The 20050-nt window shown below is 58.0% G+C and carries 21 protein-coding genes; 14 read left to right on the top strand and 7 right to left on the bottom strand.

What is annotated here, in order from left to right; all coding sequences use genetic code 11:
• The first annotated feature begins 24 nt into the window (after positions 1 to 24).
• The 3 genes from comD to Q1A07_RS19320 are packed head-to-tail and all read left to right on the top strand — an operon-like array spanning position 25 to position 2190.
• Positions 25 to 531, top strand: coding sequence for a sulfopyruvate decarboxylase subunit alpha (gene comD / locus Q1A07_RS19330; RefSeq protein ID WP_299783667.1), 507 nt, complete (start codon positions 25 to 27; stop codon positions 529 to 531).
• On the top strand, positions 528 to 1082 hold the full coding sequence (gene comE / locus Q1A07_RS19325) for a sulfopyruvate decarboxylase subunit beta (protein WP_299783666.1): 555 nt from the start codon (positions 528 to 530) through the stop codon (positions 1080 to 1082). Before comD ends, comE begins: the two co-directional genes overlap by 4 nt.
• Positions 1083 to 1086: 4 nt before the next feature.
• Positions 1087 to 2190 (top strand): alpha-hydroxy acid oxidase, encoded by a 1104-nt coding sequence (locus tag Q1A07_RS19320; protein WP_299783665.1) that lies wholly within the window; start codon positions 1087 to 1089, stop codon positions 2188 to 2190.
• On the opposite strand, the gene Q1A07_RS19315 is transcribed toward Q1A07_RS19320, so the two are convergent.
• Positions 2187 to 2867 (bottom strand): SGNH/GDSL hydrolase family protein, encoded by a 681-nt coding sequence (locus tag Q1A07_RS19315; protein ID WP_299783664.1) that lies wholly within the window; start codon positions 2865 to 2867, stop codon positions 2187 to 2189. The two genes, Q1A07_RS19320 and Q1A07_RS19315, sit on opposite strands and share 4 nt — an antisense overlap.
• Before the next feature lie 491 nt (positions 2868 to 3358).
• On the opposite strand from Q1A07_RS19315, the gene Q1A07_RS19310 reads away from it, so the two are divergent.
• The 4 genes from Q1A07_RS19310 (at position 3359) to Q1A07_RS19295 (ending at position 6773) form a co-directional block, all read left to right on the top strand.
• Entirely contained in the window at positions 3359 to 3922 is a 564-nt protein-coding gene (locus Q1A07_RS19310; RefSeq protein ID WP_299783663.1) for a MarR family transcriptional regulator, read from the top strand.
• A 66-nt stretch (positions 3923 to 3988) separates the two neighbouring features.
• Entirely contained in the window at positions 3989 to 4642 is a 654-nt protein-coding gene (locus tag Q1A07_RS19305) for a DUF4166 domain-containing protein (RefSeq protein ID WP_366944116.1), read from the top strand.
• Positions 4642 to 5043, top strand: coding sequence for a thiol-disulfide oxidoreductase DCC family protein (locus Q1A07_RS19300; protein WP_299783662.1), 402 nt, complete (start codon positions 4642 to 4644; stop codon positions 5041 to 5043). Before Q1A07_RS19305 ends, Q1A07_RS19300 begins: the two co-directional genes overlap by 1 nt.
• A complete protein-coding gene (locus tag Q1A07_RS19295; protein WP_299783661.1) occupies positions 5040 to 6773 on the top strand; it encodes an SDR family oxidoreductase in 1734 nt (577 codons plus the stop codon). The genes Q1A07_RS19300 and Q1A07_RS19295 overlap by 4 nt, the downstream gene beginning before the upstream one ends.
• A 51-nt stretch (positions 6774 to 6824) precedes the next feature.
• On the opposite strand, the gene Q1A07_RS19290 is transcribed toward Q1A07_RS19295, so the two are convergent.
• Positions 6825 to 7319 (bottom strand): ClbS/DfsB family four-helix bundle protein, encoded by a 495-nt coding sequence (locus Q1A07_RS19290; RefSeq protein WP_299783660.1) that lies wholly within the window; start codon positions 7317 to 7319, stop codon positions 6825 to 6827.
• Between the two features lie 243 nt (positions 7320 to 7562).
• Here Q1A07_RS19290 and Q1A07_RS19285 point away from each other — a divergent pair, with 243 nt between their 5' ends.
• Positions 7563 to 8249 carry a D-lyxose/D-mannose family sugar isomerase gene (locus Q1A07_RS19285; protein WP_299783659.1) on the top strand — a complete coding sequence of 229 codons (687 nt, stop codon included), beginning with the start codon at positions 7563 to 7565 and terminating at the stop codon, positions 8247 to 8249.
• A 49-nt stretch (positions 8250 to 8298) separates the two neighbouring features.
• Here Q1A07_RS19285 and Q1A07_RS19280 read toward each other — a convergent pair whose 3' ends face one another.
• The 3 genes from Q1A07_RS19280 to Q1A07_RS19270 all read right to left on the bottom strand — a co-directional run bounded on the left by Q1A07_RS19280 (position 8299) and on the right by Q1A07_RS19270 (position 12449).
• On the bottom strand, positions 8299 to 9120 hold the full coding sequence (locus Q1A07_RS19280; RefSeq protein ID WP_299783658.1) for a DNA/RNA non-specific endonuclease: 822 nt from the start codon (positions 9118 to 9120) through the stop codon (positions 8299 to 8301).
• A gap of 47 nt (positions 9121 to 9167) precedes the next feature.
• Positions 9168 to 11174, bottom strand: a complete 2007-nt coding sequence (locus tag Q1A07_RS19275) for a S41 family peptidase (RefSeq protein WP_299783657.1) — start codon at positions 11172 to 11174, stop codon at positions 9168 to 9170.
• Positions 11175 to 11522: 348 nt separating this feature from the next.
• Positions 11523 to 12449 (bottom strand): LysR family transcriptional regulator, encoded by a 927-nt coding sequence (locus Q1A07_RS19270; RefSeq protein ID WP_299783656.1) that lies wholly within the window; start codon positions 12447 to 12449, stop codon positions 11523 to 11525.
• A gap of 166 nt (positions 12450 to 12615) precedes the next feature.
• Between Q1A07_RS19270 and Q1A07_RS19265 the strand changes: the two genes are divergently transcribed.
• From Q1A07_RS19265 to Q1A07_RS19245, 5 genes are all read left to right on the top strand, one after another.
• Positions 12616 to 13659, top strand: a complete 1044-nt coding sequence (locus Q1A07_RS19265; protein ID WP_299783845.1) for a D-cysteine desulfhydrase — start codon at positions 12616 to 12618, stop codon at positions 13657 to 13659.
• A 32-nt stretch (positions 13660 to 13691) separates the two neighbouring features.
• On the top strand, positions 13692 to 14558 hold the full coding sequence (locus Q1A07_RS19260) for an amino acid ABC transporter substrate-binding protein (protein ID WP_299783655.1): 867 nt from the start codon (positions 13692 to 13694) through the stop codon (positions 14556 to 14558).
• Positions 14559 to 14628: 70 nt separating this feature from the next.
• Positions 14629 to 15348 (top strand): amino acid ABC transporter permease, encoded by a 720-nt coding sequence (locus tag Q1A07_RS19255; RefSeq protein ID WP_299783654.1) that lies wholly within the window; start codon positions 14629 to 14631, stop codon positions 15346 to 15348.
• Positions 15349 to 15351: 3 nt separating this feature from the next.
• Entirely contained in the window at positions 15352 to 16008 is a 657-nt protein-coding gene (locus Q1A07_RS19250; protein ID WP_299783653.1) for an ABC transporter permease subunit, read from the top strand.
• Positions 16005 to 16733, top strand: a complete 729-nt coding sequence (locus Q1A07_RS19245) for an amino acid ABC transporter ATP-binding protein (protein ID WP_299783652.1) — start codon at positions 16005 to 16007, stop codon at positions 16731 to 16733. Before Q1A07_RS19250 ends, Q1A07_RS19245 begins: the two co-directional genes overlap by 4 nt.
• Before the next feature lie 78 nt (positions 16734 to 16811).
• Here the strand turns inward: Q1A07_RS19245 and Q1A07_RS19240 are convergent, their stop codons facing one another.
• On the bottom strand, positions 16812 to 17390 hold the full coding sequence (locus Q1A07_RS19240; RefSeq protein ID WP_299783651.1) for a chemotaxis protein CheB: 579 nt from the start codon (positions 17388 to 17390) through the stop codon (positions 16812 to 16814).
• A gap of 275 nt (positions 17391 to 17665) precedes the next feature.
• Between Q1A07_RS19240 and Q1A07_RS19235 the strand changes: the two genes are divergently transcribed.
• Positions 17666 to 18535, top strand: a complete 870-nt coding sequence (locus Q1A07_RS19235) for an ABC transporter ATP-binding protein (RefSeq protein ID WP_299783650.1) — start codon at positions 17666 to 17668, stop codon at positions 18533 to 18535.
• Positions 18536 to 18548: 13 nt separating this feature from the next.
• Here the strand turns inward: Q1A07_RS19235 and Q1A07_RS19230 are convergent, their stop codons facing one another.
• Positions 18549 to 19940, bottom strand: coding sequence for a mechanosensitive ion channel family protein (locus tag Q1A07_RS19230; RefSeq protein WP_299783649.1), 1392 nt, complete (start codon positions 19938 to 19940; stop codon positions 18549 to 18551).
• Positions 19941 to 20050 lie beyond the last annotated feature (110 nt).

Below are 20050 nucleotides of genomic sequence, written 5' to 3'. Positions count from 1 at the left end.
CGTTTCACCACAAGGAGTACGTAGGTGTCCATCAGTACTAAAATCGTGGATGACTTCGTTGCCAACGGCATCGAGTTCGTCACCACAGTCCCGTGCAAACAGCTTGCCGGCGTCATCGACGAAGTCGAGGCGCGCGAGGAGATCTACCACATCCCCTCCAATAAGGAAGACGAGGGCATGGGCCTCTGCGCGGGTGCATTTATGGGCGGCAAGCGGCCTGCAATCATCATGCAGAACACCGCCATCGGCGTGACGATCAACACGTTGGTAACGCTGACGCAATACTACCGGATGCCGCTGCCGATGCTGATCTCCTACCGCGGTGAACTGCGTGAGCCGGTGGCCTGTCAGGTGGAAATGGCTGTGCACACCAAGGCTCTGCTCAACCAGCTCAACATTCCGACCTATCACTTTCACACGGAAAGCGATGCGGATGAGCTCGACACGATCCTGAAGTATACCTTCATGTGCAACAAACCTGTGGCGATCCTCACGGATGCGTCCTTCTGGGGAGGCTACGGCGACCAATGATCCGTTCCGAAGTTTTACGCGAAATCGCTCCGATCCTGCGGGATCATCTCGTGGTCTGTAACATCGGTCTGCCCAGCCAAGAGCTGCATATGATCGACGATCAGCCGTCCAACTTTTACATGTTGGGCACGATGGGTTTGTCTTCTTCCATCGGCCTCGGCGTAGCTCTTGCGCAGGACAAGACCGTCATCTCCATCGATGGGGACGGGTCTGTTCTCACCAACTTTGGCACATTGCCGACCATTGCCAACAACGTGGCCGACAACTTCATTCTGCTGATCGTCGACAACGGATCTTATGGCTCTACCGGCGACCAGCCGACCTACGCAGGCAAAAAGACATCGCTTGCCGCAGTCGCCAAGGCCTGTGGCTGCGAAAACGTTATCGAGTGTCAGGACAAGGACACTGGCGAGGTGCTTCAAAAGGCCATCGAAAGCAAGAAAATGACCATCATCGTGTGCAAATGCGACAGTGGGAATATCAAACTGCCCGTCATCACCATGGACCCGGTCGTGATCCGCGACCGCTTTATGAAATCGGTGCAGGCCTGATCCCTTGGGAGGGGCAAACGCCATCCACGATTATGCAGATGCTCGCCGCCTTGCGCGCAGGCGTCTTCCGTGGATGGTGTTTGATTATATCGACGGGGCGGCAGGGAACGGCGTTGCAGAAGCCCGCAACCTCGCCGCTCTGCGCGACATCGAATTGCAGCCGCGCGTTCTGGTTAACGTAAAGGATCGCGATCTTTCGGTGCCGGTTTTTGATCACGCCGGACTGGTTCCCTTCGGCATCAGCCCGATGGGCATGTGCAATCTGTCCGCGCCGGGTGCTGATCTGATGCTGGCGCGGATGGCAGCGCGACATCAAGTGCCCCTGGGCGTGTCCACCGTCGCGTCCACTTCGATGGAGAAGCTGATTGCGGCAGCGGAGGGCCACGCGTGGTTTCAGCTCTACTTCAGTGGCGATGGCAGCGGAACGGCGCGGCTGGTCGAGCGAGCCAAGGCCGCGGGTTACCGAACGCTGGTCATGACCCTGGACGTGCCGGAGGTTGGTCGCCGTCCACGTGAATTACGACGCGGGTTTAAAATGCCGTTCCGGATCGGACCGATGCAGTTCATCGATTTCGCCCTCCATCCACACTGGTCTTTGAGAACCTTGGCTGCAGGCGCCCCTGCCTTGGCGAATTTTACCGAACCCGGTTTCGAGTTTGATCGCACGGAAAGTCGGGCGGCCGCGGATTGGGACTTCCTAAAACGTCTACGGGATCAATGGGACGGCAACCTGGTGGCCAAGGGCGTGACTCATGTGGATGATGCGACACGGTTGAAAGCCGAAGGGGTGGATGCAATACAAGTGTCCAGCCATGGTGGCCGCCAATTGGATGCCGCCCCGCCTCCGATCCTGTCTTTGCGGGCGATCCGCGAGGCCGTCGGCCCGGAATTTCCGCTTTTCTATGACACCGGACTCAGATCCGGTGAAGATGTGGTCAAAGCCTACATGATGGGGGCCAGCTTTGCGTTTTTCGGGCGCGCAATGCAATTTGCGATTGCCGCCGGTGGTGAAGGAGGGCTCGCCCGCTTCTCCGAATTGGTTACCGAGGAAGTGGGACTGACATTGGCGCAGATGGGACGGACCAATTTAACCGTCGCCTTCAGCTAGCGGTCGATTATTCGGGCAATGCGTTCGGCAATCGCCTTACTGGCCTTTTTGGACGGATGAATACGATCGCCCGAATGGAAAGACCTGTCACCATGCGGCACAAGATCCTGCAAAGACACGAAATGTACGCCCGAATCCGCCTTGGCCATACGGGAAATACGGCGCTCGAGTTCATTGCCCTCGTCCCGGCAGTGTTCGATGATCGAGCCGACTCCTGGACTACGCAGGTAACCGACGTAGATGACCTGGGCACCCGACTGCCGCATCATTTGGACCATGCGCGCGATCTCACCCTTTTTCCCGTTCGGGCCAATCATACGTTGCATCTTGCCGTCGCACCGGCTGCACCCGCAGCCTAGCCAGAGATCATTTCCGCCACCATTGACAATAATCCAATCCCAATTGCCCCGCGCGTACTGCTTGGAAATGTTCAGCCCCATCGCACCTGTCACCGGCAGGTGATACAGGACCCGCGCGCCGACAACGGAACGATCAATGACGGGTTCGTTCAGTATCTGCTCGACACCATCCGCGATTCCCTGATCACGCCCGGCGTGCCATGCCATCATCGAATCCCCCATTGCGAGAATTCTGGGGGATTTGTCATGTGGAACGGTTTCGCCGCACCCAACAAGAACGAGAATTAAAGCAATCAATTGACCCCAAAGAAGCTTCATGTACACCACCATCTTTTGTCACCAGACGCCCGCATGAAAGGCGCTTCCACAGCGTCATTAGTACTTCCGGGACTCTGAAAACCCGTTAACGCTGGGCCATAATGCGTGTTCTTAAATGCAAAGATTTTTGCACAAATCCGCTCAAATGAAAAACCAAGAGAACAGCCTGATTTCAAAAATACATATTGTATTCGGTTGGTTAAAGCACTTCAAACCCTAGTGACGATTTGGAATCGCGTCAGAAATCAGCAACAATCAGTCTGCTGTAATGGCATTCGGCCCATCCGGAGAACAATCGACCCTCCCAACACATCGTTAACAGCCATGCGGCGACGAAACTCTCAACGATTCTTCTCCGAACCATCAGCTCCATAACCAAATATTGGGTCCACCGACGTCCTGACCATGCCCCACGATCTCCCCAAGAATGCCTTTAGACGCGCAGTCATCGAAGATTGACAAAAACGCAGAAAACATCTACAATTTCAGTCATGACAGAAATAACTAACAAAACGAACAGAACAGACGCTATATCACAATTCATCCTGTATTGGGGTGACATGGGTGGCCAATGGGGCGTCAACCGCTCTGTCGCGCAAATACAGGCGCTGCTCTTTCTGAGTGTTTCGCCTTTGAATGCCGAACAGATTTCCGAAGAACTCGGTATTGCACGATCGAATGTGTCCAACTCTCTCAAGGAACTCGTCAGTTGGAAGCTGATCCGCCGCGTGCCGGTGCCCGGCGACAGGCGCGAGCACTTTGAGGCAGAAACCGACGTTTGGGAGATTGCCCGTTGCGTGGCCCAAGGCCGGAAAGCGCGCGAGATTGACCCAGCCATGCGGGTGATTTCCGACTGCGTAACCACCGCTGAAAGCGAGGATAATCTCGATCCTATCATCCTCAAGCGGATGAAAGACATGCAGGAATTTTTGAGAACAGCGGACAGTTGGTATGCGCAGATGCTGGGTGTCCCGAAAGCGAAACTGAACTTACTTCTCAAGATGGGAAACAAGGTGCTCTCCGTACTGACACTGACGGGGAAGAAACTCGACTAACAAAAAAATTTGCCAATACATTTCTGTTCATACAGAAAATTCAGATCAAATTAAAAGGTACTCGACATGCAGATGAACTCTCGATTTGACCCGCACCTTCCCCGGAAAGACACCCGCTTTAGCAAACTGCTGGGGCAAGAGATGTGGCACCGAATGCCACCGGCCATCCGGCAGCGTTTCGGCAAAAGAGTCAGAGGCGGCGCGAGCGTCGCATACCAGGGGGTCGTGACAGACATGCAGATGAACTGGGCCGGGTGGCTGCTATCGCAGGCGGCACGTCTGGTCGGCGGCCCCCTGCCCTATGACATGTCCTGCGTCGGTCAGCCTGCCATCGTGGTTGTGACCGAAGATATTGCGGGAAACGGGCAATTCTGGATACGGCAGTATGGTCGGCAATCCGGGTTTCCGCAAATGGTCCACAGCTCGAAGAGATTTACGGGACCGACCGGATTGGAAGAGTACATCGGCTACGGCATCGGCATGGCCCTGAAAGTCGAGGCTCAGGAGGCGGCGCTCCTCTTCAAAAGCGACCACTACTTCCTGTCGCTTCTCGGTCTGCGCATACGCATGCCCGGCTGGATAAGCCCCGGCGCCCTGACCATCGGACACCACGATCTGGGCGGAGGCAGTTTCAGGTTTTCGCTGCGTCTCACCAATCGTCTCTTTGGGTTGTTGATCGGTCAGGATGCAGTCTTTCAGGATGCGGGAGGATCAGACTGATGCCCACTCAAGCGATCTGGGTTTTTGACAGCCTTTGTGTGCTTTGTGACGGCGGCGTGCAGTACACGCTGAAGCACGAAAAAACCGACAGCATTCGATTTGTCGCCATCCAGTCGCAGGAAGGACGCGATCTGGCGACCGCGCATGGCATTGATCATGATGATCCGGCCACATTCCTGTTCATCGAAAACGGCGCGGCCCTTGAAAAATCTGATGCCATCCTTGCGCTTGCCCGGCACTTGAAGGGCCCCGCGCGATTGGTCCTCCTGACGCGTTTTCTGCCAAGGCGGCTACGCGATGTCGGCTACGAACTACTGGCCCGCTACCGTTACCGTCTTTTTGGAAAGAAAGACGCCTGTATGGTTCCGACCGCGGCAAACCAGCACAGGTTCAGTCTATGAAACGGGCACGCATTCTTATTATCGGTGGCACCGGAGTCTTTGGCAGACGTCTGGCCCGCCACCTGATGGCTTTTAGAGGTATTGAGCTTTTCGTCACCTCCAGATCCAGCGCCAAGGCGGGCCGATTTGCCGAGGTTTTGCGTGCCGGAAGTGGGGCCACTCCGGTGCAGGGCGTGGTACTCGACTGTCACGAAAATCTAACGACTCGTCTGGACGAAATCAGACCTTTCGCCGTCATTGATTGTTCAGGCCCCTTCCAACATGCGGACTTTGAGACCGCCCGCAGTGTTGTCTCCGCTGGCGCGCATCTGATCGATTTAGCCGACGCGCGCAGCTATCTTGCAGGCTTTACCGATATGCTGGGCGAACTTGCCCGCGCAAAGGGTGTCGCAGCCCTGACCGGCGCAAGCTCGACCCCGACCCTTTCCGCCTGCGTGGTTGATCACTTGACCCGGGAATGGCAACGCGTGGACACGATCGACATCTGCATTACCCCCGGCGGGAAAAGCGAGGTCGGTCGTTCCGTCATTGAGGCGATCCTGAGCTACGCGGGCAAAGACATCCCGATCTGGCGCAACGGCCAGCTATCGCACACGTCCGGATGGTCCGAGCCGCGCCTCGTGGACATCCCCGGTCTAGGTCCCCGGCGCGTGGCAGCTGTAGAGACATATGACGCAGAATATCTGGGCTCGCGCCACGAGGTTCAGTCCCGCGTTTCCTTCTCGGCAGGGCTGGAATCCATCATTGAGCAACGCGGTATTGAAACCCTCGCGGCCTTGCGCAAAAGGCACCTGCTGCCAGACTTGGGCATCCTGGTTCCAGCGCTGCTGAAGGCAAGGCAAGTGACCCGCCTTCCCACCTCGGATCGGGGCGGCATGCAGGTGTCAGTCTGCGGTCTGGATGCACAGGGCGGATTTACACAAGCCCATTGGACTCTCGTTGCCAAAAACGACCACGGGCCCAATGTCCCCATCCTGCCTGCTGCTGCCGCGCTCGAAAAACTGTTGGCAGGCGAGGTCGAGGCCGGGGCGCGCCTCGCACATAACGCCGTCACACTGTCCGACATCCTCGCAGAGGCAAGTTCCTACGCGATAGAAACGAAGACGGAGGTAATGTCGCGCGACCACGGATTGTTTGAAGCACATCTTGGGACTGAGCGGTTTCAGCAGTTGCCACGCGCCTTGCAGCATTTTCACGGGCAAACATCGTCCCCCGTCTGGTCCGGAGAGACGGATATTGATGCGGGACACTGGTTCTTGCCGAGGTTTGTCGCGTGGGTGTTCGGCTTCCCAAAGGCCGGGCGAAACATACCCGTTTCCGTCAGCGTTGATCGAAAGATGTCGCGGCGCAGGTCCCCCATTGAGCACTGGACCAGAAGCTTCGATGGCCAGAAACTGACCTCGCGTCTGGCGCGTCAAAAAGATGGTTACCTGACGGAAACATTCTGGCCTTTCTCCTTTGTCCTCCCGGTTCAGGCAAGCCCTGACAGGATCAAGATGCCTGTTGCATCCTGGACCTTGGGCAAAGTGCCCCTACCCAGCCTCCTCGCACCAAGATCAGAGACATCCGAATTTCAGGACCACAAGGGTCGCTTTTGCTTTGATGTGCGCCTCAGCCTGCCGATGATCGGCCTGCTGGCGCATTACCGCGGCTGGCTACGCCCAATGGGTGACAGGGCTGCCCGGAAGAACGGCACCGAAACCAAGCGCCAGACATCTGGACACGGCTGACACAACAAACATGGATGGCGATTGGCGGATGAGCCTGAACTGTCCGCGATCTTATCCCGCCGCTCTGAGGCGTGCCCGAATGTACTTGGCGGCTGACCGAAAGTGGCTCGGCCCCGCCGCTTCCGCCCAGCGACCGGTTGTCCAGTTGTTGTTCGCTCCTTTCATAGGACTCCCGTAGAGCTCGGTCTCGGAGTGTTCTTCCAGGAACCGCGTCAACGCTTCGTATCTTTCCTGCAAAAGTCTGCACGCGTCATCCCAACTCATATGCGCTTGCTTACGTCGCAATTCGGCGTTGTATCGCTTCAATTCATTCCATTTGTATCCTTCCGCAGGAAAGAAGACCGGCTTGCCGGCAAGCCCGTCATGATACCACCCAAGGAACAGATCAATCCAATGCGCACGATGCGCGATCACATCCCTGACGGATGTATCCTCGTCGTCTTTCCGCCGGGCAAAGGGCTCTTCGATCTGCGTGACAAGCCTCTGTAGCTTGGCATACTCTTTCCGGGTGATGTCGAGCAGTTCTGTCTTGTTTTGTGCGGCCATGACTTTTCTCACGATACCACCCAAGTCTGGCATCTCACCTGATCCCGCGCATTGAGCCATGTCAACGGCGCCTCACCGAGCAAACAACTCTTTTGTCGAAACCCGCCTGACAGAGACCTGTGGGATGCGGCTCTTTTGACAATGGCTACGGGCGTATTGGTGGTGCCTCACGGAAAACTATGTCTAAGTCCTCTAAACCGCCGCTAAAGCTGCCGACTGCATGTTCCAACCGAAAGACCCCGAATGAAACGTTCCCGCATCAACGACACGCTGGCACAGGCGGACGAAATGATCCGTTCTTACGGCTTCACACTGCCGCCCTTTGCCTATTGGTCACCTGACGAATTCAAGGCGCGAAAGACCGAGGCACGCGCCCTGATCGACGCGCGGTGCGGATGGGACATCACCGATTACGGCGCGGGTCGGTTCGACGAAATGGGTCTGTTCCTCTTCACCCTGCGCAACGGCTTGCTGTCGGATCTGAAACGCGGCGGCGGCATGTGTTACGCGGAAAAACTGCTGATCTCACGACAGGATCAACTGTCCCCGATGCACACGCATATCATCAAGGCGGAAGACATCATTAATCGCGGCGGTGCGACGCTTGTGGTCGAACTCTTCGGCTCGGATAACGCCGGTAACTTCGCCGGGGATCGCGGGGGCACGGTCTGGTGTGACGGTATTCGCCGTGACTTCGCACCCGGAGAAAAGCTGCATCTAGCACCGGGAGAGAGCGTGACACTACGCCCGGGTGACTGGCATGCCTTCTGGGGCGAGGGCGGCGATGTGCTGGTCGGGGAGGTTTCCACCGTGAACGATGATGAAACCGATAACATCTTCCGCGAACGCATTGGCCGCTTCGCAACCATCGAAGAGGACACAGACCCGGTGCATTTGCTGGTCAGCGACTACGAGACCTGGCTGCGCTGAACCCGGCCTGCCAAGGCGGATGTCGCCCGTCCTGACGGGACACCATTGCCTAAAGCTGCTGAAGCAATCGGTGCCGCACCTGTGCCACAGCTCCGTCTGCCATGGCTGCCGAGAGATCGACAGAGTAGTCCCAACCCGGGAAAAACCGCAGCTTTGTCGCCTCTTCGATATCCAGAATATCAACCAGAAACCGGTCCAGTGGCGTGCCACTCGGCGCATCCTGAGGAAAGAGGAAGCAGGCAATATCCACGTTACCCTCCGCATCCCAGGGATAGGCGAAGGGATCAACCGAGATGTAATAGTAAGCATCGGGGATCGGTACCTCAACGCCGTCACGAGCGATCACCTCAGGATCCTCGCCAAAAACAGGACCGGCGATTGCCCAGATATGATCTTTCTGGGAGGTGTCATCGATGTTCCTGATCTTGTTTTCGAGATCAAGCCAGACACCGGTGTTCAAGCTGCCGCGCTGCGGGCTCATATTGGTCATGAAAAAGGTTTCGAGCTGTGCCAGACGCCCGAATTGCCGGTTGATGGCTTCGTTGGGCACCATGTGGCCCACATGGTATTGAATGCCGTCTTTCCGACCGAAGGTCTTTGAACTCAGCCTGATGCCTTTCTCGATGCGTTCATCGGCATAGTAGAGATGTGGGCGGTCATAGCCGACATCGCGACTGGCCCGCGCAACCCGGTACGCGGACCAGAGCGGTTGAAACCGGGTTGGACAGTACCCGGCCACGTAGCCGTGGTTGATGAGGATAGAGACCTCATGGTCCTCATCTTCGTTGACCGGCGCGCCCTTGAATAAAAAGAGGTCAATCAAATGCGCGAAGTGCTGACTGCTCGGGTGAACCTTGGTGTTATCGACCATCGAAAAATCCTTTTTGAATGAATGGTTTTCACTGCCCGGCGGGCGGGTCAGTTATTGATCCGCCATGCAGCGGCCAATTCATCCCCGTCAAACCCCTGCAGATAGAGAGTGTCGAAGGCGCCAACATCCTCAATGGTCAGTTCCGTATCACCATCCTCGACGTCCAGCGCGCCAATCGGCCGATTGTCCAGATAGACATCGACCCGCGCGAGGTTCTCTGTTTCGATGGAGATCGTAAGATCGCCAGCTTGCTGGCTCACAATCTCACCACGCAACACCCGTGTCGGCAGTTCAGCAAGCTTGCTCGCCGCGAATTCAATCAGATCGACATTGCCATCCAGCAAATCGGCGCGTGTCGGATTGTGCAGAAAATCGGGTTGCACCCCCAGATCCTCAACCGGCGTGCCGGAGCGGTCCTTGACCCTTAGGGTGCGCCGGATGGCGACCCGCATGTTCGCGCCCCCCGGCAGCCTGGCATAGGGACCACCGCGACCCGCCAGCCGCCGCAACAGCGAATGCGTCCAGACATTCGCACCGCCTGCCCCGGTGTTGCCGTCCACCCCAATGATCGGGCCAATATCGTGATCCTGAAATCCGGCGGCAAAGATGTCAGTGGTCGAATAACACTTGGCATCTGTGATCAGCACAACCGGCCCCTGATACCGTTGCCCGATGCCATTCGCCGTCTCAACCTCCGTGATCGGATAGCTTCTGGAGTAGACTGCCCCGGTTGAAATCGATTCCTCCATGGAGTCGCGCCACGGCGCCAGGTCAAGCCCGATCACCGAGGACGAGGGCGCGTTCTTGCGAACAATATCGAGGTTGAGCGCTGTATTGATGAATTGTGTGCGTTCCGTCTCGATGGGCTGAGGCGTCAGTACCTGCAACAGCCGCTCGCCCGCATAAATCAGGCCACCGCCATTGCCGCGCACATCGATGATCAGACCGTTTTGCGGCAACAATTCGGCAAGGCGCACGAACTCGGCCACGAAGGCATCGGCATCGTCCACACTAAACGTGTGAATGCGGATGTGCCCGACCTGCCCCGCCGCAGTGTCCACTGTCTTGGCGTGCAGGACCGATGGCATCGACGACGGCACCGCCTCACCCACATCAAATTTCTTACGCCTGCGCGACGGCTTCTTCGCGCGGACAGCGGCTTCGGCGGCCACGACTGAAGGTGCGAACAGCAGCTTCTTGGCGATACCCGCAAGCTCGCCGTCGATGTCCACGCCCATTGCGAAGGCGTTGCCACTGACGTCCTCGATTTGCGCAACCACGGCACCTGAAGCATCAGGCGTGAAGACCAGCCAATTCAGCCTGATTTCATGTTCAGCGCCATCCGCTGTCCGGTATCCAACCAACACGAAATCCTCATCCGGGGGCAGCGACTGGATGAGCGGCCGGATGGTCATCCGCTCCAATCCGCGGGCCCGGCGGGCCTCCATGTTTGAGCCTGCAAACCGGGTGGCGTTGGTCGCCACCGCCAGATCAATCGGTGCCCCGTTCCAGGACGTGACCTCAACGCCCGGACCAAAAGGGGGCTGATCCAGTCCAGCGACCAGATGAGACACCAGATAGCGTCGCTCATCGCCCTCGAAATAGCTTTCCAGCAGGAACGGCACATAGGCGGTTTTTGCGTTGTAGGGCGCGGGCAGAAAGTAGTTGGTGTGCAGGTCCCGCACCGAGGTGAAGATACGCAGCATTTCTGCGTGGAACTCCAGATCGGACATTTCGTCTTCGGAGGATTCCAGTTTCTGCAACAGCAGGCTCAGCGCCTGAACCGGGCGCACAGCATGCATGTTTTCCTTGAGCGGCAAATGCACGTAGTTGTCCCGAACCAGAACCATACCCTGTCGCACCAGTTGGATTTTCTCATCCGTTGCAAGTTCACTCGGCGTCTTGCGGAAATCCGGCAGCGTTTCGGTCGCGGCCATCACCGTCTTCACTGCGGCGTGGGTATGCATCAAAAACGGGGCGGCAAGATCCTTGCGACGGTTGCGGGTGGGTGTCTTTGGTTTGTTCAATGAACGTTGGAGCGTCTTACGGGCCATATCCTTCTCCAAAAAATGTACTTGAGTTAAAAAATCGACTGAATTGGGCATCACGATCAAAATTCTCGGAGCCGTTGCACCTGCCACGATAACCCGAAGTTGCAGAATCTCAAAATCGGGCCTTGATCCGACTGAGCGCTGCACATCGCACCTGACCTCCGCACCCACCGGGGTTCAAGCGTGCGGTAGCTGCCTGAAAGAGCTCGATTTGCGCGGCCTCCGGGCGTCTACGCGCCCTATTTCGAAGGAACGGAACAGAATGCCAAAAGATCCTGCACCCTGTCCAAAGTTATCAGGTCCGGTGCACTGGCGTCCGAAGGCATCCCGGCCAATTGTTGGGTACGCGGGCTAGGCGGGTGCCGCTGTATTCAACGCGCCCCCGGATCGATGCTTTGTGCTCCAGATGTTCAGCAGGGCAACTGCGGCTTCCTCGCGTGCATCCGCATAAAGCGCGATGGCAAGGGGTTCGTGCCCGAGCTTGTGCGACAGGGAAAGAAACTCGCCCGTTTCGATCTCCCTATGCGCCATGCTGAATGGTATCCAGCCGACCCCGAGCCCCTTCAGCGCCATCTCCTTGATACCGCTGGAAAACGCAGATTCGCAAACTGGGTTATCCGTGAACCCTTGCGTCCCGAACGGCCGTTCCGCCTTGCCCAGCACCTCGCCGAAATAGCTATCCTCAGGATAGACAATCGCGGGCGTGTCGCTGGCGATCATGGCATCACCCGTTACGCCATAACGCAAGCCACCGCCCACAACCGGGATCAGCTGATCGCTGCCCCAGATTTCGCGCCGCACCGTATCTCCAAACGGAAGCGGCTCCGTGTTTTCAGTCTCGTAGCACAGCAACATGCTCGTATCGCCGCGCAGGAAGAGAGAGACGCAGTCATGGTGGTTGCCGGCACGAAGCCTGAACTTCAGCGACGGATAGTACTGTTTGGCATGCAGGGCCATTTCCGGAAATGTTGAGAAGATCGGCGCGTGCTGCGCCGCTATGGCAACAGTCGTACTTTCAGGATCGAAGTTCGCGATCTTGCCGCGCAAGGCCCGGATACGAGCCGCCAGTGCACGAATTTCATCTTCATTCGCGCTGAGCGCAGCATTGATATCGATCCGGTTGGTACCGCGCGTGAGGATTGGCGCGCCAATCCAGTTCTCCAGCCCCCTGATCCGCCGCGAGAAGGCGGGTTGCGTGATGTTTCGCCGCGATGCCGCGCGGGTCATATTGCCCTCTTCCAGCAGCACCAGAACGTCCTCAAGCCATTGCGTATCCATGCTCTCCCCCTCTTTTGCCCATACAATAAGTATGAACAGGCAGAGAAAGAAGCATTATTCTTCACTTCGGCATTCGGCCTAGTTTGGGCACAGCAGTTTGAAGGACCCAAACCCTATGTCAGTGAGCGACGAGACAACGACGCCGGAACCGGCGAGCGCACCGGAGATGATGGCAAGCCGATGCAAGGGTCTGTCGATCGCGCTTGCCCGTTTTCCGCGGGTGCGTCTGGGACATCTACCCACCCCGCTGGAGCCCATGGATCGCCTGAGCGAACATCTGGGCGGGCCGCGGCTCTGGGTGAAACGGGACGATTGCACCGGGCTGTCATCCGGGGGCAACAAGACGCGCAAACTTGAATACCTGATGGCCGATGCGCAGGCCAAGGGGGCCACTTGCATCGTGACGCAGGGCGCTACCCAGTCCAACCACGCGCGCCAAACGGCAGCAGCAGCCGCGAAACTGGACATGCGCTGCCACATTCTGCTGGAAGACCGCACGGGATCGAACGATCCGAACTACACATTGAACGGCAACGTCCTGCTGGATCGCTTGCATGACGCCACGGTGTCAAAACGCGCCGGCGGCACCGATATGAACGCAGAGATGGAAGCTCTGGCTGCAACACTGCGCGATGATGGCCAAACGCCCTACATTATTCCTGGCGGCGGGTCGAACCCGACCGGCGCGCTCGGCTATGTGAACTGTGCGCGTGAGCTGGTGGAGCAAGCGACCGAGATCGGCCTGCACATCGACGCCTTTGTGCATGCAACCGGCAGCTCCGGCACGCAGGCCGGGCTGGTCACCGGCTTGGCCGCGATACAAAGCGATATGCACCTCTTGGGGATCGGCGTGCGCGCGCCACATGGTAAACAGGAAGATATGGTGTTCGATCTTGCCCAGCGCACGGCTGATCATCTGGGCACCGGATTGCGGATCGACCGGACGCAGGTGCGTGCCAATTGCGATTATGTCGGGCCGGGTTACGGCCTGCCAACCGAAGGCATGATCAAGGCGGTCAAACTTCTGGCACGGACCGAGGGCCTTTTGTTCGATCCGGTCTATTCCGGCAAGGGGCTGGATGGCCTAATTGACCTGATCCGCAAAGGATACTTCGACGGGATGGACAACATTGTCTTTCTGCACACCGGCGGCAGTGCTGCCCTCTTCGGTTACCCGGACACTTTCGATCTGCATGGATATGTGGACTAAAAAAACCCAGAAATACAACAAGGAGACGAACGATGTCGTTCAAGAAATCACTGATCACTGCCCTATGCGCCTTGGGGCTGTCCGCCCCCGCCGCCCTCGCGGACGGCCACGGCGGCACATTGGATAAAATCGCTGCAAGCGGCGAAATTGTCATCGGACACCGCGAAAGCTCGGTCCCGTTTTCCTACCTCGACGACAATCAGGACCCAGTGGGGTACTCCATTGACCTCTGCCTCAAGGTCGTCGACGCGGTTGCTGCCGAACTGGGCAAGGAACTGACGGTGAAATACGTGCCTGTCAATCCCAAGACCCGGATCGCCCTGATGGCCAATGGCACCATCGATCTGGAATGCGGATCGACCACCAACAACCTGACACGGCAACAGCAAGTGGAATACCTGCCGGTGACCTTCGTGACCGGGACAAAGATCCTGACGCGTAAGGATTCCGGGATCGGGTCGGTCGCCGATCTGGATGGGAAGGCCGTGGCCCTGGCGCAAGGTACGACGAATGAGCGTGCCGTTCTGGCCGCCGTTGAAGCCGCCGGTCTCGACGTCAAAGTCCTGCCGGTGCGGGATCATGCCGAAGGGATGTTGTCGCTGGAGACCGACCGCGTGGATGCCTATGCCACGGACCACATCCTACTCTTCGGTCTCATCTCGAAGTCCAAGACCCCTGAGGAATTCGCTGTTGTCGGTGATTTCCTTTCCTTTGACCCCTATGCGCTGATGGTGCGGCGGGATGACAGCGCCTTTGAATTGATCGGTAAGAAAGCTCTGGCAGAGGTGTTCCGGTCCGGCGAGATCAATGCAATCTATGCCAAATGGTTCGACCCGCTGGGCGTCCCGGCTGATCCGCTCTTGCAGGCGGCATTCAAGCTGGGCGCTTTGCCGAACTGACGCGGTTCCGGGCCGGGCACGCATGATGTGACCCGGCCCCGGATCAACAGGTGCAGTGGGGCAAACGAACATGAACTACAATTGGAACTGGGGTGTTCTCTTTGAAGAGCAATACCTCAACTGGCTGATCTCCGGGTTTGGCTGGACCATCTCCGTCGCTCTCTCGGCATGGTGCATCGCGATTGTCATCGGCTCGCTGGTGGGGGTCGGCAAGACGGTCCCCAACAAAGTCATTCGCGGCATCTGCGCCACCTATGTCGAGATCTTCCGCAATGTTCCACTGCTGGTTCAGATGTTCATCTGGTACTTTGCGGTGCCGGAAATGCTGCCCGAGGACTGGGGCCGCTGGATGAAGCGAGACCTGCCTAACCCGGAGTTCGTGACCGCCGTGGTCGCGCTCGGGCTCTACACCGCCTCCCGCATTGCCGAGCAGGTGCGCGCGGGCATCGAAACAGTCCCGCCGGGCCTGTCTGCTGCGGCAACGGCGCATGGTCTCAGCACCGCGCAAACCTACCGCTATGTGCTCCTGCCGATCTCCTTCCGCATCATCGTCCCGCCGCTGACGTCGGAATTCCTGACCGTTTTCAAGAATTCCTCCCTCGCGCTAACGATTGGCCTGCTGGAATTGACCGCGCAGAGCCAGCAGATCGCGGAATACACCTTTCAGGGGTTCGAAGCCTTCACCGCCGCCACCGTGATCTACGTCTGCATCGCATTGGTCGCGACCATCCTGATGCAGGTGCTGGAGAAATACACCCGCATCCCGGGCTATGTCGGCAAGGAGGCCTGAGCGATGACGGATTTCGATTTCAACGTCATATGGTCGTCCCTGCCTTTCCTGTGGCAGGGCCTTCAGCTTAGCTTGTTGCTGACCTTTCTATCCATCATCGGCGGTATTGTTCTGGGCACTCTGCTGGCGCTGGCGCGGCTCTCCGGCATTGCCCCCCTCGCGATTGTGGCAGCCACCTACGTCAACCTGATCCGCTCTGTACCGTTAATCCTGGTGATCTTCTGGTTCTACTTTCTGGTGCCCCTGGCACTTGGCCGCCCCATCGGCGGTTTCTATTCCGCGCTGATTGCCTTCGTGCTGTTCGAAGCGGCTTATTATTCGGAAATCATGCGCGCGGGCATCCAGAGTGTGAAACGCGGACAGGTGCATGCCGGGCAATCCACCGGCCTGAGCTACTGGCAAATCCAGCGCTATGTCGTCCTGCCGCAGGCCTTTCGCAATATGGTGCCGATCCTGGTCACCCAAGGCATCATCCTCTTTCAGGACACCTCGCTGGTCTTCGTGGTCAGCCTGCGGGATTTCATGACCGCCTCCTCCATCGTGGCGCGCACCGAGGGCAGGCTGGTTGAAATGTATCTCTTCGCTGCCCTTGTCTATTTCGCAATCTGCTTCTCCGGTTCGATGCTGGTCCGAAGCCTCAAATCCCGGATGGCTACATGATCGACATTGAAAACATATCCAAGTGGTACGGTGACTTTCAGGTCCTGACAGACTGCACGACGCAGGTCGCCAAGGGGGAGGTTGTTGTCGTCTGCGGACCATCCGGTTCCGGCAAATCGACCCTGATCAAATGCGTAAACGGTCTGGAGCCTGTCCAGCAGGGTCGGATTTCCGTGGATGGGGATGACGTGACCGCCAAGGGTGCCAATCTGACCGCGCTGCGCTCCCGGATCGGTATGGTGTTTCAGCACTTCGAGCTCTATCCGCATATGAGCGTGCTGGAAAACCTCTGTCTGGCGCAGGAAAAGGTCCTCAAACGCCCACGAGCCGAAGCCGTCACCCGGGCTGAAAAGTTGCTCGACCGCGTCGGCATGGCCGATCACGCCGCAAAGTTTCCCAGCCAGCTTTCGGGCGGCCAGCAACAACGCATTGCGATTGCACGATCTCTGGCCATGGACCCGATTGCGATGCTCTTTGACGAGCCGACCTCGGCGCTGGATCCCGAGATGATCAAGGAGGTGCTGGACGTCATGGTGGAACTTGCGCAGGAAGGCATGACCATGATGGTGGTGACCCATGAAATGGGCTTTGCCCGAAAGGTCGCCGACCGGGTGATTTTCATGGACAATGGCGCCATCGTCGAGGACAGGCAAACCGCGGCCTTCTTCGACAATCCCGAAAGTGAGCGCGCGCAGGATTTCCTGTCCAAAATTCTCGATCACTGATCGACGTTCAGCCCATTGAGGGTCTCCGACAGACGTTTTTCAGATGCTTGCCAAAGGCCCGGGGCTGTGGTGACAGGATCAGGTCTCCTGTCCGATGAGAGCGCGGAGCCAGATGCCGAGCTCCTTTGCCGATCGCACTGTTTCGGGGTGGTCATTCATGATGACGCTGTTTGGCATCCCTGCGTGTTGCGCATCCTTTGGGTCCTGCACAATGGTTTGCCCGCCCATGTCATAGATCACCTGGGCCCCGCGCATCCCGTCTTTCATTGTGCCTGAAAGGACCACGGCAATCGCCCGGCTGCCGTATTCAGCCGCAAGCGTCATAAACAACGCGTCGATAGAGGGGCGAAATCCGGAATCTCGTACGAGGCTGGAAAGATGAATTCTTTCGTTCCGGAAAAATGCATGGGTCGCGCCGGGCACGGTGTAAATCCAGCCTTTCCGCAATTTTTCACCGTCTTCAGCGCGCTTGATCGGCAGATCACTCACAAGCTTCAAAACATCCGCCAACCTGGAGGAAGGTTCGCTGTGCACGGCAATCACAATGGGCGCGTCAAGATCCGCAGGAAGCTCCGCAATCAGATCCTTGATCGCCGCCAGCCCGCCAGCCGATGCCCCAATCGCAACGACGAACTCAAGCTCATCTGCAGATGCCATATACTATCCATTTCCCCTGATCCGGGAAGCCTAGAGAATACGTCGGCTGCCCGCAAGGCGTGGCAGCGCCCCCGGGGCGACGTCGCAACAGGGGCGATGCTTCAGGAATGCAAGGTCGGATCACTGATCCGCGCGCAATGACACACATTGAGACCGCTGTCCTGCTGTGGTAGCGCGGATATGTGAGAGTATTGCGACGAACAGGCACGCCGCGCAGGGTACGTCAGACCGGAGATGACAGCCCCGCGTCCTCCTTGCTGGGGTATGTGTGGCGCATGAGCGAATGGCATCAGGTTGCGGTTTGCCTGCTGGCGGTCTGTGTCGCCGTCCTGAACCTGGCCCCCTTGGAACTGCAACGGCGCATCGTGAACGAGGTGGTGGAAAGCCGGGATGTCTCCATGCTGGTGCAGTTTGGCACCGCCTACGTGGTGCTTATCCTTCTACATCAGGCGGTCAAATACGTTCTTTGGATTTATCAATCCTGGATCACGGAAAGTGCCAGCCTCTATACACGCCGCCATCTTCTGACCCTTCACGAGGAACGCAACGGCGACGCGGCGGACGGCAACGGGCGCGCCGTGTCGATTGTGGGGTCGGAGGTGGAAAAACTCGGCGGTTTTGTGGGCGAGGCGCTGTCAGGGGCTTGTGCCAATGGGGCGATGCTGCTGGGCGTCGCGATCTACATGTTTGTGGTGGAGCCCCAAATTGCCATCTTCGCCCTTGGATTTCTAGTGCCGCAGGTGGTGCTGACCCCGCTTTTGCAGCGGCGCCTCAATCGACTGATCGAAGAGCGTGTCGGCCTTTTGCGCGACCTTGGCGACGAGATTTCAGACCACAGTGTTGAAACACGGGACCAGTGCAAAAGCCTTCTGACAGATATCTACAAGAACCGTATGCGCTTTTTCATCCTGAAATTCGCCATGAAATCAGCGCTCAATCTGTTGAATGCGATGGGTCCGTTGACGGTCCTGCTGTTCGGCGGATATCTCGCCATGCAGGGCGAGGTCCAGTTGGGTGTGATCGTTGCCTTCATCTCCGGGTTTGAACGGATTTCGTCGCCGCTGCGCGAACTCATCGGTTTCTACCGGGTGGCGGCACAGGCCAATGTGCAACACCGGCTGATCGCGGACTGGATGTCCAAGTAAGCGTCGCCTTCGACTATTCCCCACGCGACAGCAGGTCTTCTTCTCCCTCCTCGACACGTGTGGTCGCCTGTTGCTGCAAATCCTCCGCCTCATTTGCCAGATCGGCGTCGAGGCTGGAATGAGCGGGTTCATGAGGCAGCTGCGCGGGGGCCTCTGTCTGAACAGGCTTTGCACCCGCGGCGTCCTCGCCGTCAGACGCGTTCTTGATCGGTATTCCCTGCGGGAAGATAACCTCACGGGCTTCATCCGGCATGGAAACACCGCCTTCGGTCAGTGCCTTCTTGGCCTGTCGCAACAGGGCTGATTTGAGTTTAAGGGGCGAGAGTTTGGAAAAATCATACCAGTAATAGACCTTGACGTTCACGGTCGAGGCCCCCAGCGAGTCCACCAGCACCATCGGGTGCGGATCGTCGTAAATCATATCGTTTTCAACCAGCAAATCGGTGATGATCTGCTGCACCTGAACGACAGAGGCGTCATAACCGATGCCCACATCAAAGGTGTCACGCCTTTTCGCCGCGGCGGAGAAGTTCTCGATGGTATTCTTGAAAACAGCCGAGTTGGGGATCTGGATGTGATTGCCTTCGCCAGAGATGAGGACCGTGCTGCGGGTGTTCATGCTCTGCACCAGCCCCTCCTGACCGTCGACGCGAATCCAGTCACCGCGCCTGAAAGGCTGCCGGATGCTCAGCAGCAGGCTGGCGAGGAAATTCTCCGCGATATCGCGAAAGGCGAAACCGATCACGATGCCCAGAACACCGGCGCCGCCCATGACCGACAGGGCCAACTGGGTCAGACCGGCAATCTGCAGCACCAGATAAAGCCCCAGGAGGAACACCGGGAAGGATATGGTGCGCGCAATGATGTCTTTCAGAAACGGCGACTGGATTCGGCTGCCCATCATCCATCTGGCAATGCGCGACACCAGCCGGGCCAGCATCCACGACAGCGGCAGAATGAACAGCGACAGCAACACGAGCGGCATCGCGACAATTGTCTGCTGCATGAAGTTGCGCAATTCCCGCCGCGCCGGATCAAGGCTCCAGGAAACCTTTTGCTCCACCTCCAGCCGGTTGACGACGGCGACGACCCCATCGGTCTTTGCTGCCAGATCCCGCGCCCATGTGCGGTGGTCCGCCAGTGCCACGGTCCCGTCAAGGAATGCGACCCCCTCCTGAACGCGCACCACAGGATTGATGAACCAGCCCGTCGCCTCAAAAATGCTTTCGACACGCTCGGCAATTGTCACATCGCTGGCCGTGGGTTCGAGTGCCACGGTCTGCTCCGGTACGGATATGTCGGCATCCTGGTTCGCGTCCTGTGCCGCGACGGAGGTGGTCAGCAAACTGATCACGATGAGGCCGAGGAAACCCTGGCGCAGGGTCGTCAGATTCAAGCAAATCATAAAGGTGTCCCGGATACTGGCCGACCTTCGGCCGTTCTACTGAATACTCTGGCTCAAAGATTGCGCTGAAGTGAGCCGGGATGGAAAGCCCCCGCCGGCGGTATCCTTGC

This window comes from uncultured Roseobacter sp., assembly GCF_947492555.1.
GTDB lineage: Bacteria > Pseudomonadota > Alphaproteobacteria > Rhodobacterales > Rhodobacteraceae > Roseobacter.
This window is presented reverse-complemented; position numbering and strand designations above follow the sequence as displayed.